This window comes from Streptomyces sp. NPDC088794 (genome assembly GCF_044750545.1).
In the GTDB taxonomy this organism is placed as follows: Bacteria; Actinomycetota; Actinomycetes; order Streptomycetales; family Streptomycetaceae; genus Streptomyces.
Window position 1 is genome coordinate 211,969 of sequence record NZ_JBIVKB010000007.1, and the last position, 15,609, is coordinate 227,577.

Sequence of the window (15,609 nt, forward strand, 5' to 3'; positions counted from 1 at the left end):
ACATGCCCCACCTCGACTCAGTGCGCGGCGTCCGCGATGTGCTGCGTACCGATCCGCTTACGGAACACCCAGTAGGTCCAGCTCTGGTAGAGCAGCACGATCGGGGTGGCGATCCCCGCACACCAGGTCATGATCTTCAGGGTGTACGGGCTCGACGAGGCGTTGGTGACCGTGAGGCTCCAGTCCGCGTTGAGCGAGGACGGCATGACGTTCGGGAACAGCGACAGGAAGAGCATCGCGACGGCCGCCACGATCGTGACGCCGGACAGCGCGAACGCCCAGCCCTCACGGCCGGCCGCCGTCGCCCCCAGCGCGGCGAGCAGCGCCACCACGGCCACGACGAGCGCGACCAGGCTCTTGCCGTCACCGCTGTCGACCTGCGTCCAGAGCAGGAAGGCCAGCGCCAGTACGGCGGTCAGGGCGCCGACCTGAAGGGCCAGTCGGCGCGACCGCTCCCGGATGTCCCCCACGGTCTTGAGCCCCGTGAACACCGCCCCGTGGAAGGTGAACAGCGTCAGCGTCACCAACCCGCCGAGCAGGGCGTAGGGGTTGAGCAGGTCGCCGAGGTTGCCGACGTACTCGAAGTCCTTGTCGATCTTCACGCCCCGCACGATGTTGCCGAAGGCCACGCCCCAGAGGAAGGCGGGGAGCAGCGAGGTCCAGAAGATCGCGGTCTCCCAGTTGCGCTGCCAGTGCTCCTCGGGCCGCTTGGCCCGGTACTCGAAGGCGACCCCGCGCACGATCAGGCAGACCAGGATGAGCAGCAGGGGCAGATAGAAGCCGGAGAAGAGGGTGGCGTACCAGTCGGGGAAGGCGGCGAAGGTCGCGCCGCCGGCCGTGAGCAGCCACACCTCGTTGCCGTCCCAGACCGGTCCGATGGTGTTGATCAGTACCCGCTTCTCGGTGCGGTTGCGGGCGAGCAGCTTGGTGAGGATGCCGACCCCGAAGTCGAAGCCCTCCAGGAAGAAGTAGCCGGTCCACAGGACGGCGATGAGGACGAACCAGACGTCGTGAAGTTCCATGACTCGATCTCCCTGGGCCTAGTACGAGAAGGCCATCGGCTTGTCGGCGTCACGGGTGTCGCCGCCGATCTTCGTGGGCGGGTTGAGGTCGGCCTCGGTGAGCTCGGGCGGTCCGGCCTTGACGTACTTCACGAGCAGCTTGACCTCGATGACGGCGAGGACCGCGTAGAGCAGGGTGAAGACGATCATCGAGGTGAGGACCTCCCACTGGGAGACCCCGGGGGAGACCGCGTGCCGGGTCTGCAGGACGCCGTAGACGACCCAGGGCTGGCGGCCGTTCTCGGTGAAGATCCAGCCCCAGGAGTTGGCGATCAGCGGGAAGCCCAGGGTCCACATGGCCACGAGCCAGTAGAGGCGGCCGAGCTTGGGGCTGAGGGCCTTGTTGCGGAAGAGGACCAGGTTCGGCACTTCGTCGTCGGCGACCCGCAGGTGCTGCGGCAGCATGAACTTCTTGCGGGTCAGCCAGAGGCCGAGCAGACCGATGGCGAAGGACGTCATGCCGAAGCCGATCATCCAGCGGAACGCCCAGAAGGCGACCGGGATGTTGGGCCGGTAGTCGCCGGGTCCGTACTTCTCCTGCTCGGCCTTGTTGGTGTCGTTGATGCCGGGGACGTACGAATTGAAGTCGTCGTCGGCGAGGAAGGACAGTATCCCGGGGATGGACAGCTCGACGCTGTTGTGGCCCTTGCTGACATCGCCGTACGCGAAGATCGAGAACGGCGCGGAGTCCTGGCCGTCCCACAGCGCCTCGGCGGCGGCCATCTTCATCGGCTGCTGCTTGAACATGACCTTGCCGAGGGTGTCACCGCTCAGCGCGGTGAGCATGCCCGCGATGACGACGGTGATCAGCCCGAGCCGCAGCGAGCTCTTCATCACGGAGACGTGCTTCTTGCGGAACAGGTGGAAGGCCGCGATGCCGACCATGAACGCGCCACCGGTCAGGAAGGACGCGCTGAGCGTGTGGAAGGCCTGCGCCAGCGCGGTGTTCTGCGTCAGCACCTGCCAGAAGTCGGTGAGTTCGGCGCGTCCCCTGGCCTTGTTGATCCGGTAGCCGACGGGGTGCTGCATCCACGAGTTGGCCGCGAGGATGAAGTACGCCGACAGGATCGTGCCGATCGAGACCATCCAGATGCAGGCCAGGTGGATCTTCTTGGGCAGCTTGTCCCAGCCGAAGATCCACAGACCGATGAAGGTCGACTCGAAGAAGAAGGCGATCAGCGCCTCGAAGGCGAGCGGGGCGCCGAAGATGTCACCGACGAAGCGCGAGTAGTCGGACCAGTTCATGCCGAACTGGAACTCCTGCACGATGCCCGTGACGACACCCATCGCGATGTTGATCAGGAAGAGCTTGCCCCAGAACTTGGTCGCCCTGAGGTACTTCTCCTTCTCCGTGCGCACCCAGGCGGTCTGCAGGCCGGCCGTGAGCGCGGCGAGCGAGATCGTCAGGGGGACGAAGAGGAAGTGGTAGACGGTGGTGATGCCGAACTGCCAGCGCGCCAGTGTCTCCGGCGCCAGAGCCAATTCCACGTCGTCAGTCTCCTTATGTCGCCGTGGTCACAGCGGCAGTTTGCCCCCTTTGTCACATACAAAGCGGAGCAATGGGACACGCTTGTGAACGCGTTCACATTCACAAGCAAGTATGACGCATGACAGTTCGACTCCGGGCGGGTGGGGCCCCCTGACGGGCAAAGGGGACCCACATCACATCGGCGGACCGCTACGGGAGGCTGGGGTTCCGGACACCGCCGGAGGCTAGAGCTCCTTGCGGAACGCCTCCGCCACCTTCAGGAAGATGTCGTTCGCCTCGGTCTCCCCCACCGTGATCCGCGCGCCCTCACCGGCGAACGGCCGGACCACCACCCCGTGCTGCTCGGCGGCCGCCGCGAAGTCGAGCGTGCGCTCCCCCAGCCGCAGCCACACGAAGTTGGCCTGGGTCTCGGGCACCGTCCAGCCCTGGCCCCGCAGCGTCTCGACCACACGGTGACGCTCGCCGACCAACGAGCCGACCCGGCCGAGCAGTTCGTCCTCGGCCCGCAGCGAGGCGACCGCCGCGTCCTGGGCGAGCTGGCTCACGCCGAAGGGCACCGCCGTCTTGCGCAGCGCCGCCGCCACCGGCTCATGGGCGATCGCGAAACCGACGCGCAGACCGGCGAGCCCGTACGCCTTGGAGAAGGTCCGCAGCACGCAGACGTTGGGCCGCTGCCGGTACAGCTCCACCCCGTCCGGCACCTCGATGTCCCGGATGAACTCGCGGTAGGCCTCGTCCAGGACGACGAGCACATCAGCGGGCACCCGGTCCAGGAACCGCTCCAGCTCGGCCCGCCGTACGACCGTGCCCGTCGGGTTGTTGGGGTTGCAGACGAAGATCAGCCGGGTCCGCTCGGTGATCGCGTCCGCCATCGCGTCCAGGTCGTGCACATCGCCCGGGGTCAGCGGCACCGGCACCGCCGTGGCACCGCTGATCTGCGTGATGATCGGGTACGCCTCGAAGGACCGCCAGGCGTAGATGACCTCGTCACCGGGTCCCGCGGTCGCCTGCAGCAGCTGCTGGGCGACACCGACCGAGCCGGTGCCGGTGGCCAGGTCGGTCAGCGGGACGCCGAACCGGTCCGACAACTCGTTCATCAGACCCGTGCAGGCCATGTCCGGGTAGCGGTTGAAGGAGGAGGCCGCGGCCGTCACGCTCTCCAGCACACCGGGCAGCGGCGGATACGGGTTCTCGTTGGAGGACAGCTTGTACGCCACCGGCCCGCCGGCGGCCGCGGGCTTGCCCGGCTTGTAGGTGGGGATACCCGCCAGCTCGGCGCGCAGCTTGGGGCTCTTCTCGCTCACCGCAGTCCTCCTCGCGACCACCGGCGGACCCGTCGCCACCACCGGCTTCCAATACTTCTCACCTTATGAGGATTCGCCGCCGGTGCGTACAGCCGAGGCTCTTCCTGATCAGACCTCATCCGCCACATCCGCATCACGGGCATCAGGGCACGAAGGATGACGAATCGGGGGGCGCACATACATATATCTATGCACTGGTGGCTCACGCCGTGGCGCGCATCACCCGTGCAGGTGAGTTGAGACCTCTTCGAGACATCGGGGAGTTGGCAGGCTCATGCGTGCCGACAAGTCACGTAGTGCCATTGGATCGCTCAACTGACTTTGTTTCAAAGGTAGTTGACCCTAAATGACCATGCAGAAACGTGCCTGTCAACGCGTGCATATGCGTCCGCCCTACCCGACCGCATGAGCCCTACTATCGGCTCGCCATGACAGCAGCAGGGAAGCACCAGGTGAGCCGCGCGGAAACCTCACGTCGAGGGAGCAGGCCGGGCCGGGCGGGCATCAGAGACGTGGCCGCCGCCGCCGGAGTCTCCATCACGACCGTCTCCGACGCCCTGAACGGCAAGGGCAGGCTCCCGGACGCCACCCGTCGCCACGTCCGCGAGGTCGCCGACCGGCTGGGCTACCGCCCGTCGGCCGCCGCCCGCACCCTCCGTACCGGCAAGTCGGGTCTCATCGGCCTGACCGTGACGACGTACGGGGATGAACCTTTCACCTTCACCGAGTTCGCGTACTTCGCGGAGATGGCCAGAGCCGCCACCTCGGCCGCGCTCGCCCGCGGCTACGCGCTGGTGATCCTCCCCGCGACCTCGCGCCACGACGTGTGGTCGAACGTCGCCCTGGACGGCACGGTCGTCATCGACCCCTCCGACCAGGACCCGGTGGTCAGCGAGCTGGTCCGGCAGGGTTTACCGGTCGTCTCCGACGGCCGCCCGGCCGGCTCGCTCCCGGTCACCGCGTGGGTCGACAACGACCACGAGGCCGCCGTACTCGGCATCCTCGACCACCTGGCCGACGCCGGCGCCCGCCGCATCGGCCTGCTGACCGGCACGACCACGGACACCTACACGCGGCTGTCGACCACGGCGTACCTGCGCTGGTGCGAACGCGTCGGCCAGGACCCGGTCTACGAGGAGTACCCGGCGCACGACCCGTGCGCGGGCGCCGTCGCCGCCGACCGGCTGCTCGCCCGCCCGGACCGTCCCGACGCCGTCTACGGCCTGTTCGATCCCAACGGCACCGATCTGCTCGCCGCGGCCCGGCGCTACGGACTGCGCGTACCGGACGACCTGCTTCTGGTCTGCTGCAGCGAGTCCACGGTGTACGCCAACACCGAGCCGCCCGTCACCACGCTCTCGCTGAAGCCGCGTCGCATCGGCACCGCCGTGGTGCAGCTCCTCATCGACGCGATCGAGGGGGTCGAATCGGACCAACCGGTCGAGCAGGTGATACCGACGGAGCTGATCGTGCGCACCTCGTCCCAGCGGCGTCCCCCGCGCACGACGGTCAGCCCTCCGAGGTCACCCGAGAAGGGGTAGGTCGCCCCTCACCCGGGGTGGTCCAAGCCCTGCCCAATCGGGGCGAAAGCCGCGGTGAACCGGCCTCTTGCTCCGATTCACCACCCCTGGGTCATCACATGGCGCGATCGGCATTCCTATGATGGGCCCACGACACCGCGGGCCGCTGCGACCAGGCAGTCCGAAGCGGTTCAGATGCGGCGTGATGGTGGAGGGGTCTGATGACTCAGGGGGCCGGTCAGGGACCCGAGGCGGAGCGGGCGGCGACGCTGCGCGACTTCCGGGTGCCGGCATACGTCCACGAGACCGGTCCGTACGGCGACACCACGCACCCGGGTGATGTCGCCGTACCCGTCGAGGAGGCGGCCGACCACCCCGACGGGTACACGCCGACCCGGCGGGACCTGCCCGTCATCAACCGCGGTGACACGCTTCAGGTGCCTGTCGACCCCGCCTTGCTGGCCGCCCCGGACCGCGAGGAAGGCGCCGCGGGGCCGCTCTTCGTCGTCGGTGACGTGCACGGCTACCTCGACGAACTGCTGGCCGCCCTCCAGGAGCGGGGCCTGATCGACTCCGCGGGCAACTGGAGCGCGGGCACCGCCCGGCTGTGGTTCCTCGGCGACTTCACCGACCGCGGCCCCGACGGCATCGGCGTCATCGACCTCGTGATGCGGCTGTCCGCCGAGGCGGCGGCGGCCGGCGGCTACTGCAAGGCCCTCATGGGCAACCACGAGTTGCTGCTGCTCGGCGCCAAGCGGTTCTCCGACACCCCCGTCAACTCCGGCGCGGGCACCGCCACCTTCCAGGCGGCCTGGCTGCTCAACGGCGGCCAGAAGACCGACATGGACCGCCTCCAGGACCACCATCTGCAGTGGATGGCCCGCCTCGACGCCGTCGAGGAGGTGGACGGCTATCTCCTCGTCCACTCGGACACCACCGCCTACCTCGACTACGGCGACTCGATCGAGGCGGTCAACGACACCGTCCGCGAGACCCTCACCCGCAACGACGCGGACGAATGCTGGGACCTGTTCCGCAAGTTCACCAAGCGGTTCTCCTTCCGCGACGAGGGCGGCGCGGACGCCGTGCGCTCGCTGCTGGACATGTACGGCGGCACCCGCATCGTGCACGGCCACAGCCCGATCCCCTATCTGCTGGGCGAAGTCGGCTCCGAGGAGAGCGAGGAGGAGCCCCGGCCGTTGGTCGAGGGACCGCACATCTACGCCGACGGACTGGCCATCGCGATGGACGGCGGCGTGACCATGGCCGGAAAACTGCTGGTCCAGCAACTGCCGCTGGAAAACTAGACGTTCACAGGGCAAGCAGCCGCCCACATCGCGACCGCGAAGAACAGCGCAGGCCAGGGCCCAATTTCTGGAAACCCCCTGTCACCCTGTGCCGTCGCCGCTCTACCATCGGCTTATCCGTAGCAGGCTCCCCTCCGTTTCTGCCCGACGGCTCGTTGGCATGCGAGCCCCAAGCCCTACGGAGCATCGGGGGATGCACATGAACAGCGTTCCGCAGCACCTGCACAGCGAGGACCGCCAAGAGTACGAGCGGATCCTCGACGAGGCGCTGCGCTCCGCCCCTACCCGCCCGGAACTGGCCGCTGTCGGACAGCGGCTGAACCCCGAACAGCTGCGCACCATGGCGCTGAACGCCACCGCCCTCATCACGGTGGCCGCCGCGACCGAGTACCAGCACTACGTGAAGGTCCGCGAGGAACTGCGCCAGCCGGCGTCGTCCACCCCGTCGTCCACCCGCGAGACCGGCTCGGCCGAGTCGGGCGTGGGCGCGATGGGGCTCGCCACCACCCTGGGGGAGGCAGCCGAAGGGGCGGGCGCCGTCGCCGTCGCCGCGGTCCTCACCCCCGTCCTCGCCGGCACGGCCGCGGCGATCTTCCTGCTCGTGGGCTACATCCTCAAGATGCTCACCCCCGAACCGGCCTTCGCCCAGACCATGCTCACCGCCGGATGGGTGTTCGGCGCCATGACCGCGGCCGCGATCCTCGTCGCCGCCGTCGGGCTGCTGCTCACCGCACTGCGCAACAGGCCCTCGCTCGAGACCGGCCTCTACGGCGAACTCGGCGAGGAGGTGACCCGAGCCAGGGAAGCCTGGCGCGAGGCCCTCCTGGAGCGCGGCATCCTGCCCTTCCTGCGAGACGCGCTGGCCGATCCCGGCACCGCCGTGGCCCTGCACCCCACGGCACCGTCGGCACCGACCGGCCGCATCCCGCACCTAGGCTACGACCGCCCGGGCTTCACCAGCCCGGACGACGGCCCGGCCGCCGGCCCACGCCCGAGCTTCACGAGCCCGGACTACACCAGCCCGGACTTCGGAGGCCCGGACCACCAGCCGGAGTAACCCTCGGCTTGCGCCCTCCGCCTCGACAGACCCCTTCGGGGGAGCGCAAGCCGAACACTCGTTCTGTCGGCCGAATGACCGACAACCGCGCGTGAGAACCGTGGGCACGGTCGACGTGGCCGTTGCTCACGCCGTGGTACGAACGGGCAGTGGCCGATACACGGATCACTGTGGTGATCGCCGACGACCAGCAGCTGGTGCGCACCGGATTCAGTCTGATCCTGGGGGCGCAGCCGGACATCGACGTCGTCGGCGAGGCGGCCGACGGCGTGGAGTGCGTCGAACTGGCCCGCAGGCTGCGCCCGGACGTCGGGGGCGTGGCGGCGGACGTTGGTGAGGGCCTCCTGGGCCAGCCGCTGCACCGAGAGTTCGACCTCGGGGCTCAGGCGGGCGGTGCGGGCCGCCGCCGTGACCTCCAGCCGGGCCGGTGTGCCCTCGCCGGCGGCGGTGGAGTGGGCGGAGACCAGGTCGGCGAGTTCGGTGAGCAGGTCGCCGGGGCGCAGGGCGGCGTGGTTGTCCTCGCGCAGGACGCGTACCAGGCGGCGCATCGACTCCAGGGTCTCCGTCCCCGACCGGGCGATCTCACGCAGGATGGGCTCCACCTTGGCGGGGGCGGTGGCCCTGATGGTCAGCGCCGCGTTGGCCTGGACGATGATGCCGGTCATGTGATGGGCGATCAGGTCGTGCAGATCGCGGGCCAGGGCCAGGCGTTCGGTCTGGCGTACGTCGTGCACCGCGCGTTCCCTGCGGACCTCCAGGGAACGGATGGCGCAGCCCACGACGACGCAGATCGCCAGGGCGATGGTCAGGACGTAGCCGCCGGCGACGAACACCTCCCATGACCCGCTGCGCAGCGGCACCGCGAGGATCGCGACGATCACGGTGAGGGTGTACGCGGTCGCGATTCCCGGCCGCCAGGAGTGCCCCGTGGTGTGCACGACGAGGACGAGCAACCCTGCTGTCTCCAGCGTCCCCCACCACCCCAGGTCGGAGGGTTCGATCATGGTCCAGACGGTCGTCGCGAGAGAGATCGCCACCGCGGCGACAACGCGCCTGACCAGACCTGCCGAGCGCGGCAGGCCGAGGGCGAGCAGCCCCAGCAGCGGACCGGTGACGTACACGGGCAGCCAGGTGGTGGGCGATCCGTAGGGATCGGCGCTCCGGCCGAGCACGGCGAGGTCCGCGGTCCAGGTGAGCACGAACGCGATCAGGCTGCTGACCTTGAGCAGCCGACCGGCGGCCGGGTTGAGCAGGCGTTTCCAGTCCACGCGGTTCAGCGTAGGAGCGCGGCTGCGATCCGGTGTCGGCCGAATGACCGACAGACCGGTGGGCGGTCGGGGACCGCTGCGGTGGTGTCGGTGACGAGGGGGCAGCCCAGCCGGTCCCGCCCCCTCGTCACCCTGTGGCCGTCAGGGCTCAGCCTTGAACCTTCAGCCCTGACTCCTCAGCCCTGCGCCTCAGTCGGCGATCGGCAGGTACACCCGGTTGCCCGCCGCCGCGAACTCCTTCGACTTCTGGGCCATGCCCTCCTCGACCTCCGCCCTGGTCCCGCCGTGTTCGCGACGGATGTCCTGGGAGATCTTCATCGAGCAGAACTTCGGCCCGCACATCGAGCAGAAGTGGGCCGTCTTGGCAGGCTCCGCCGGCAGCGTCTCGTCGTGGAACTCCCGCGCGGTGACCGGGTCCAGGGCGAGGTTGAACTGGTCCTCCCACCGGAACTCGAACCGGGCGTCGGACAGCGCGTCGTCCCAGTCCTGCGCGCCGGGGTGTCCCTTGGCGACGTCGGCGGCATGGGCGGCGATCTTGTAGGTGATGACGCCGGTCTTGACGTCGTCACGGTTGGGCAGACCGAGATGCTCCTTGGGCGTGACGTAGCAGAGCATCGCCGTCCCCCACCAGGCGATCATCGCCGCACCGATACCGGAGGTGATGTGGTCGTACGCGGGCGCGACGTCCGTGGTCAGCGGGCCGAGCGTATAGAACGGAGCTTCATCGCAGATCTCCTGCTGAAGGTCGATGTTCTCCTTGATCTTGTGCATCGGGACGTGTCCCGGGCCCTCGATCATGGTCTGTACGTTGAAACGCTTGGCGATCGTGTTGAGTTCCCCGAGCGTCCTCAACTCGGCGAACTGCGCCTCGTCGTTGGCGTCCGCGATCGAGCCGGGCCGCAGGCCGTCGCCCAGCGAGTACGTGACGTCGTACGCGGCGAGGATCTCGCATAGTTCCTCGAAGTTCTCGTAGAGGAACGACTCCTTGTGGTGTGCCAGGCACCACGCGGCCATGATCGAGCCGCCGCGCGAGACGATGCCGGTCTTGCGGTTGGCGGTCAGCGGGACGAACGGGAGGCGCACGCCCGCGTGGACCGTCATGTAGTCCACGCCCTGCTCGGCCTGCTCGACGACCGTGTCCTTGTAGATCTCCCAGGTCAGCTCCTCGGCCCGGCCGTCGACCTTCTCCAGCGCCTGGTAGAGCGGCACCGTACCGATGGGGACGGGGGAGTTGCGCAGCACCCACTCGCGGGTGGTGTGGATGTTGCGGCCGGTGGACAGGTCCATGACCGTGTCGGCGCCCCAGCGGGTCGCCCAGGTCATCTTCTCGACCTCCTCCTCGATCGAGGAAGTGACCGCGGAGTTGCCGATGTTGGCGTTGACCTTCACCAGGAACCGCTTGCCGATGATCATCGGCTCGATCTCCGGGTGATTGACGTTGGCCGGCAGCACCGCACGGCCCGCCGCGATCTCCTCGCGGACCACCTCGGGCTCGACCTGCTCCCGGATGGCCACGTACTCCATCTCGGGTGTGATCTCGCCCCGTCGCGCGTAGGCGAGCTGCGTGACCGCGCTGCCGTCCCGGCTGCGGCGCGGCTGGCGCGGTCGCCCGGGGAAGACCGCGTCGAGGTTGCGCAGACCGCCCCGCGGCGAGGTGTGCTTGATCCCGTCGTCCTCGGGACGGACGGGACGACCCGCGTACTCCTCGGTGTCACCGCGCGCGATGACCCAGTTCTCCCGCAGTGGCGCCAGTCCCCGGCGCACGTCGGTGTCGACGAGCGGATCGGTGTACGGGCCGGAGGTGTCGTACAGGGTGACCGACTGCCCGTTGGTGAGGTGCACCTGACGGACCGGCACGCGCAGATCGGGGCGCGAGCCCTCGACGTACCCCTTGTGCCAGCCGATGGACTTCCCGGTCTCCGTGGACTTTTGGCCCTGAACGGGCGGTTCGTCCTGGCTGGAGACAGGCGTGCTTGCGTCCTTGATGGTCATGAGACCTACTCCCTACGCCGGCATTACCCGGTAACAGGTTCAGCGGTCGACGCAGCGGCTTCCGTCTGTCGACGCTTCGTGTGAAACATCACTCGACTCGAATTCCGTCGACTGACGTTCCACGTGAAACATCGCTGGGACGAAGGTCAGCGCCCTCTCAGCCCGGTGCTCCGAGCTCCCGCGTGTGCAAAGGTGCCTCCACGCTAGCGTCAATTCGGGCGCGGTGAACAGAGGGCCTCTTTCGTTCTTGCGATGATCGGGCGGTGACCACCACGAATCAGCCTCCATACCCGCCACCGGACCCGCGCCGCGGCCCGGGCCCCGGTCATGGCCCCGGCGGTGGCCCCGGGCGGGGGTACAGCGAGGGCACCAACGGCCGTGGATACGGTGGTGGTTTCGACGGCAATTCCGCCGGCGGCCTCGGTGAAGGCACCGGCGGCGACTTCGGCGGGAAGCCTGGTCAGGGGCCCAACTCGGGTGGTGGGCGCGGTCAGCGGCCCTCTTCGGGTGGCGGGCACGATCAGAGACCTCACCCGGGCGGCGGGCACGGTCACGGTCTCGGGCAGGGGCAAGGCGCCGGAGACGACCACGGCCGCAGTCACGGCCAGGATCCAGGCGACGGACACGGGCACGGGCCCGATCCCGGCGATGGGCATGGGCCCGGCTCCGGCTCCGGCGGTGGTCACGGGCACAGTCACAGCCACGGCCCCGCGGCCCCCGTCTCCAAGCACCTGCGCAAGGTCATCGCCGCGATCCTGATCCCGTTCACCGCCGCCGTGGTGGTCGGGCTCGTGGTGCTGTGGCCCGGCGGCGCCCCGGCGCACGAGCGCACCGGCGTCGGCTTCGACCGGCAGACCCAGCAGGCGACGGTCACCAAGATGCAGAGCCTGAGCTGCAAGTCGGTGAACGCCTCGTCCGGCTCGTCGACCGGTGACACCTCCACCGCCGAGGGCAGCTCCGCCCAGCAGGAGGAGAACGGCACCTGCAAGAAGGCGACCATCCGCGTCGACACCGGCAAGGACACGGGCCGTACGTTCACCGAGATCGTGCAGCCGGACCAGTCACGCCAGTTGCACAAGGGCGAGAAGGTCGTCGTCGCCTACGAGCCCTCGGCGCCCAAGGACCTCCAGTACTCGGTCACCGACGTGAACCGCCGGATCCCGATGGGCGTGCTGGCCGGCATCTTCGCGCTCGCCGTCGTGGTGGTGGGCCGACTGCGCGGCATCATGGCCCTGGTCGCCCTGGCGATCAGCTTCATGATCCTGAACTTCTTCATCCTGCCCGCGATCCTCCAGGGCTCGAACCCGCTGCTCGTGGCGGTGATCGGGTCCAGCGCCATCATGCTGATCGCCCTGTACATGTGTCACGGCCTGTCCGCCCGAACGTCCGTGGCGGTGCTGGGCACGCTGATCTCACTGGTGCTGATCGGCGTCCTGGGCTCGCAGTTCATCGGCTGGGCCGCGCTCACCGGCAACACCGACGACAACACGGGTCTGATCCATGGCCTGTATCCGTCGATCGACATGAGCGGTCTGCTGCTCGCGGGCGTCATCATCGGCTCGCTCGGTGTCCTCGACGACGTGACGGTCACCCAGACCTCGGCGGTCTGGGAGCTGCACGAGGCCAACCCCTCGATGGGCTGGCGCGGGCTGTACCGGGCGGGCATCCGCATCGGCCGCGACCACATCGCGTCCGTGGTCAACACCCTCGTCCTCGCCTACGCGGGCGCCGCGCTGCCGCTGCTGCTGCTCTTCTCGATCGCGCAGAGCAGCGTCGGGGCGGTCGCCAACAGCGAGTTGGTGGCCGAGGAGATCGTACGAACCCTGGTCGGCTCGATCGGCCTGGTCGCCTCGGTGCCGGTCACCACGCTGCTGGCGGCCCTGGTGGTCTCGGCGGACCGCCCGACGGCGGAGAAGGCCGTAGCGACGGCCACAACAGCACCCACGGGGCCGACCCCGGCCCCGAATCCGGCGATCAGCGACACCGCCCCCATCCAGACCCGCACGGGACACGGACGGCGTCGCAAGCGCTGAGCGGTCGAGAAGCGCCGCCCTCGTTGTCAGGTCGAGCAGGCGGCGGGGCGGACAGGCAGGGCGGGCGAGCAGAGAAGAAGCGTTACTGCACAACCCCGTAGCGCCGCGCTGTCCGAACACATCCCACCCACCGCACGACCGCACACCCTGACACCGAGACACCGAGACACCGAGACACCGAGACACCGAGACACCGAGACACCGAGACACCCTGACACCGATCAGCCCGCGCTCTGCTCCTCCGCCAGGATCCGGTCCAGCGCCTCGTCGAGATGGGCGTCGAAGTCGGCGAGCTCACCCTCCTGGCCGAGCGGCACCAGCTTGTCGGTGCGGTCGAGGAAGGCGATGACCGGCGCCGTCGACGACCGGAACAGCGCGTGGTCGCCGCCGACCTGAAGCCGGATCAGCAGCTCGCCCAGGGAGTCGGGGTCGGCGGGCGAGACCCGTACGTCCCCTTCTCCGGTCGGCCGGCCCACCCCGTCGATCAGCAGCTCGCGGCCGAAGGCCCACGTCACCGGGGCGTCGCCCGGCAGATGGAAGGTCAGCCGCACGGCATAGGGATCACAGGATTCGTAACTCAGCTCCACCGGGATACGGAAGGAGAGCTCCTCGGAGACGAGGAAGCTCATCATGACCTCTGCCTGTACGGACTCGCGCATCGCCTACCCCGTCACTACCCCGTCATATGCCACCGATTGGCCAGGAATGATCCCTCTGACACTGCTGGCATCTTGCTTAAAGTAGGCGACAGATCACAAGGAGTGAGTTTTCAGATACTGATAGAGATCGCCAGTGACCCCAGCAACCGCCCTACCTCGCTCTGCAGTTGCCGTGTCGCGGCCGCCAGCCGATCGGCCTGGTGCGAGGGCAGGGAAATGGCCATCGTGGCCGCCGTCGTGCCCACGGTGATGGGGACCGCCGCGCAGACCGTGCCCAGCGCGTACTCCTGCCGCTCGACGACCGGTTCCATCCGCCGGGTCCGTTCGAGCCGCCTCAGCAGGGTGTGGTCGTCACGCACCGTGTACGGGGTGATCGACTGCACGGGGTAGCGCCCGAGGTGGTCGCGGCGGGCGTCCTCGTCCAGTTGGGACAGCAGGCACTGCCCGATCGCGTGCGCGTGCGCGGTCTCGCGGAAGTCGGCCCACTCCTCGACCGCCGGATTGCCCGGGGTGTCGGAGACGCACATGACCTCGATCTCGCCGTCCCGGTACACGGCGTAGTACACGGGCACGCCGATCGCGTCCCGCCAGTGGGCCAGCGCGTCGACGATCGTGCTGCGACGTTTCTGCTGGGCCGCGCTGCTGCTCAGCCGCTCGGCCGCGTCACCGAGGAAGAACAGCCCCTTGTCCCGGCGCAGATAGCCCTCGTGCACGAGGGTGCGCAGCAGGTGATACGCCGTCGGGAGGGCGAGGAAGGTCTCGCGGGCGAGTTGCTTGGCGGGGGCTCCGTGCGGGTGGTCCGCGACGCACTCGAGGAGTCGCATCGCCCGCTGGACGGATCCGATGAGGGTGGCGGCGGCCTGGGGGTGTGGGTGCGGGGCCGACGGTGCGGTGGGCGCGTGCCCGGATCGAGGGGACCCTGCGCGCTCGGATTCCGGGGATCTCGTGTGCACAGGTCCTAGAGGACTGGCGGGCCCAGGTTCCGAAGGATTGGCGGGCCCAGGTTCCGAAGGATTGGCGGGCCCAGGTACCGGAGGCTCGGCGTGCCCGGATCCCGGAGGGCTGGCGGGCCCAGGTCCCGGGGGCTTGGCCGGCCCGGATCCCGGAGGGCTGGCGGGCCCGGAGTCCGGAGGCCCCGCGGCCCCAGGTCCCGGAGGACCCGCAGGCCCGGCCCCCGGAGGACTTCCGTGCCCGGACGCCGGATGCGCTGTCTCCTGTTCAACCGCCGGAGGCATCGGCGTACGTTCCTGTGTCGACGGGCCCGGCTGCTCGGGTGGACGGATCGGGATCGGGCGTACCGGGGGCGGGGCCGCCGGCGAGGGTGTGGCTGGGGATGCGTGGGGGGTTGTGGTTGCGGTGCCGGTGTCTACCGTGGCCAAAGGTCACTCCCGGAGCGCGAGGGGGCAGCCCGTGCGGGGGAACACGGGTGGGGGTGTACGCCGCTCGCGGGGTCGTCCCCGCGTCGAATTCCGGACTCTAACCGTCCGTCACCGCGCGCGGACGGCCCGCCGGAAAACTTCCCTCGCGCGAGGGAACCGGTGATTCCTGTTACCGGTCACCGGTGTCCCATGGGTTACCGATCACCGGTGTCCCACGAGCCTCACCAGTCGCTGCGCGACGAGGAGCTCGACGTGAACTTCCGTACGACGTAGATCAGTCCGCCGACCAGTGCCACGAAGACCAGTGCCTTGAAGAGCAGTCCGATGACGAAGCCGACCACGGTCGCTATCAGTCCGCCGAACACGACCAGGGCGATGACCGGCACCGCGATCCACTTCACCCACCAGGGCAGTGTCGAGAAGATCTCTCCCATAGCTGTCGTCCTTACCTCTCCGCCCGTCGCTGGTGCCGGGTCCGTCGATGACCCGGGCTTGTGACGCCGGATCCTTCTGTTGTCCTGCCTGTCGTCCTGCATTCGA

Annotated in this window: 11 protein-coding genes, 2 pseudogenes and 1 riboswitch; of the genes and pseudogenes, 5 read left to right on the plus strand and 8 right to left on the minus strand. The window is 68.9% G+C overall.

The window, feature by feature from the left end:
• Positions 1-17: 17 nt before the first annotated feature.
• The 3 genes from cydB to hisC form a co-directional block, all read right to left on the minus strand.
• Positions 18-1,022, minus strand: coding sequence for a cytochrome d ubiquinol oxidase subunit II (gene cydB, locus ACIP6U_RS21625; protein ID WP_401720098.1), 1,005 nt, complete (start codon positions 1,020-1,022; stop codon positions 18-20).
• Positions 1,023-1,040: 18 nt separating this feature from the next.
• Positions 1,041-2,549 carry a cytochrome ubiquinol oxidase subunit I gene (locus ACIP6U_RS21630; RefSeq protein WP_401720101.1) on the minus strand — a complete coding sequence of 503 codons (1,509 nt, stop codon included), beginning with the start codon at positions 2,547-2,549 and terminating at the stop codon, positions 1,041-1,043.
• Between the two features lie 225 nt (positions 2,550-2,774).
• Positions 2,775-3,854: a histidinol-phosphate transaminase gene (hisC, locus tag ACIP6U_RS21635; RefSeq protein WP_401720104.1), complete on the minus strand. Its 1,080-nt coding sequence runs from the start codon at positions 3,852-3,854 to the stop codon at positions 2,775-2,777.
• 428 nt (positions 3,855-4,282) lie between these two features.
• Here hisC and ACIP6U_RS21640 point away from each other — a divergent pair, with 428 nt between their 5' ends.
• The 4 genes and pseudogenes from ACIP6U_RS21640 to ACIP6U_RS21655 form a co-directional block, all read left to right on the plus strand.
• Positions 4,283-5,395, plus strand: coding sequence for a LacI family DNA-binding transcriptional regulator (locus tag ACIP6U_RS21640; protein ID WP_123999019.1), 1,113 nt, complete (start codon positions 4,283-4,285; stop codon positions 5,393-5,395).
• Between the two features lie 200 nt (positions 5,396-5,595).
• The gene (locus tag ACIP6U_RS21645; RefSeq protein WP_401720107.1) at positions 5,596-6,681 is read left to right on the plus strand and encodes a metallophosphoesterase; all 1,086 of its coding nucleotides are present in this window, start codon (positions 5,596-5,598) and stop codon (positions 6,679-6,681) included.
• A 193-nt stretch (positions 6,682-6,874) separates the two neighbouring features.
• The gene (locus ACIP6U_RS21650; protein ID WP_401720110.1) at positions 6,875-7,738 is read left to right on the plus strand and encodes a hypothetical protein; all 864 of its coding nucleotides are present in this window, start codon (positions 6,875-6,877) and stop codon (positions 7,736-7,738) included.
• A gap of 149 nt (positions 7,739-7,887) precedes the next feature.
• Positions 7,888-8,049, plus strand: a pseudogene (locus ACIP6U_RS21655) (response regulator transcription factor); the annotation flags it as partial.
• 216 nt (positions 8,050-8,265) lie between these two features.
• Here ACIP6U_RS21655 and ACIP6U_RS21660 read toward each other — a convergent pair.
• Together ACIP6U_RS21660 and thiC are read right to left on the minus strand one after the other, a co-directional pair.
• Positions 8,266-8,742: pseudogene (locus ACIP6U_RS21660) on the minus strand (histidine kinase); the annotation flags it as partial.
• Between the two features lie 453 nt (positions 8,743-9,195).
• Positions 9,196-10,998: a phosphomethylpyrimidine synthase ThiC gene (gene thiC / locus ACIP6U_RS21665; protein WP_401720112.1), complete on the minus strand. Its 1,803-nt coding sequence runs from the start codon at positions 10,996-10,998 to the stop codon at positions 9,196-9,198.
• A riboswitch (TPP riboswitch) is annotated at positions 10,991-11,190 on the minus strand. Its footprint overlaps the gene before it by 8 nt.
• A gap of 71 nt (positions 11,191-11,261) precedes the next feature.
• Here thiC and ACIP6U_RS21670 point away from each other — a divergent pair.
• Positions 11,262-13,031 carry a YibE/F family protein gene (locus ACIP6U_RS21670; protein ID WP_401720115.1) on the plus strand — a complete coding sequence of 590 codons (1,770 nt, stop codon included), beginning with the start codon at positions 11,262-11,264 and terminating at the stop codon, positions 13,029-13,031.
• A 221-nt stretch (positions 13,032-13,252) separates the two neighbouring features.
• On the opposite strand, the gene ACIP6U_RS21675 is transcribed toward ACIP6U_RS21670, so the two are convergent.
• From ACIP6U_RS21675 to ACIP6U_RS21685, 3 genes are all read right to left on the minus strand, one after another.
• Positions 13,253-13,690, minus strand: a complete 438-nt coding sequence (locus tag ACIP6U_RS21675; RefSeq protein WP_401720118.1) for an SsgA family sporulation/cell division regulator — start codon at positions 13,688-13,690, stop codon at positions 13,253-13,255.
• 110 nt (positions 13,691-13,800) lie between these two features.
• Positions 13,801-14,535 (minus strand): IclR family transcriptional regulator, encoded by a 735-nt coding sequence (locus tag ACIP6U_RS21680; protein WP_401720598.1) that lies wholly within the window; start codon positions 14,533-14,535, stop codon positions 13,801-13,803.
• Positions 14,536-15,290: 755 nt separating this feature from the next.
• Positions 15,291-15,503: a DUF5326 family protein gene (locus ACIP6U_RS21685; protein WP_123999010.1), complete on the minus strand. Its 213-nt coding sequence runs from the start codon at positions 15,501-15,503 to the stop codon at positions 15,291-15,293.
• Between the last annotated feature and the right edge of the window lie 106 nt (positions 15,504-15,609).

Coding starts and splice junctions, on each gene's coding strand:
- cydB (WP_401720098.1), bottom strand. CDS start 1,022: ATGGAACTTCACGACGTCTGGTTCGTCCTCATCGCCGTCCTGTGGACC.
- ACIP6U_RS21640 (WP_123999019.1), top strand. CDS start 4,283: ATGACAGCAGCAGGGAAGCACCAGGTGAGCCGCGCGGAAACCTCACGT.
- ACIP6U_RS21645 (WP_401720107.1), top strand. CDS start 5,596: ATGACTCAGGGGGCCGGTCAGGGACCCGAGGCGGAGCGGGCGGCGACG.
- ACIP6U_RS21650 (WP_401720110.1), top strand. CDS start 6,875: ATGCACATGAACAGCGTTCCGCAGCACCTGCACAGCGAGGACCGCCAA.
- thiC (WP_401720112.1), bottom strand. CDS start 10,998: ATGACCATCAAGGACGCAAGCACGCCTGTCTCCAGCCAGGACGAACCG.
- ACIP6U_RS21675 (WP_401720118.1), bottom strand. CDS start 13,690: ATGCGCGAGTCCGTACAGGCAGAGGTCATGATGAGCTTCCTCGTCTCC.
- ACIP6U_RS21685 (WP_123999010.1), bottom strand. CDS start 15,503: ATGGGAGAGATCTTCTCGACACTGCCCTGGTGGGTGAAGTGGATCGCG.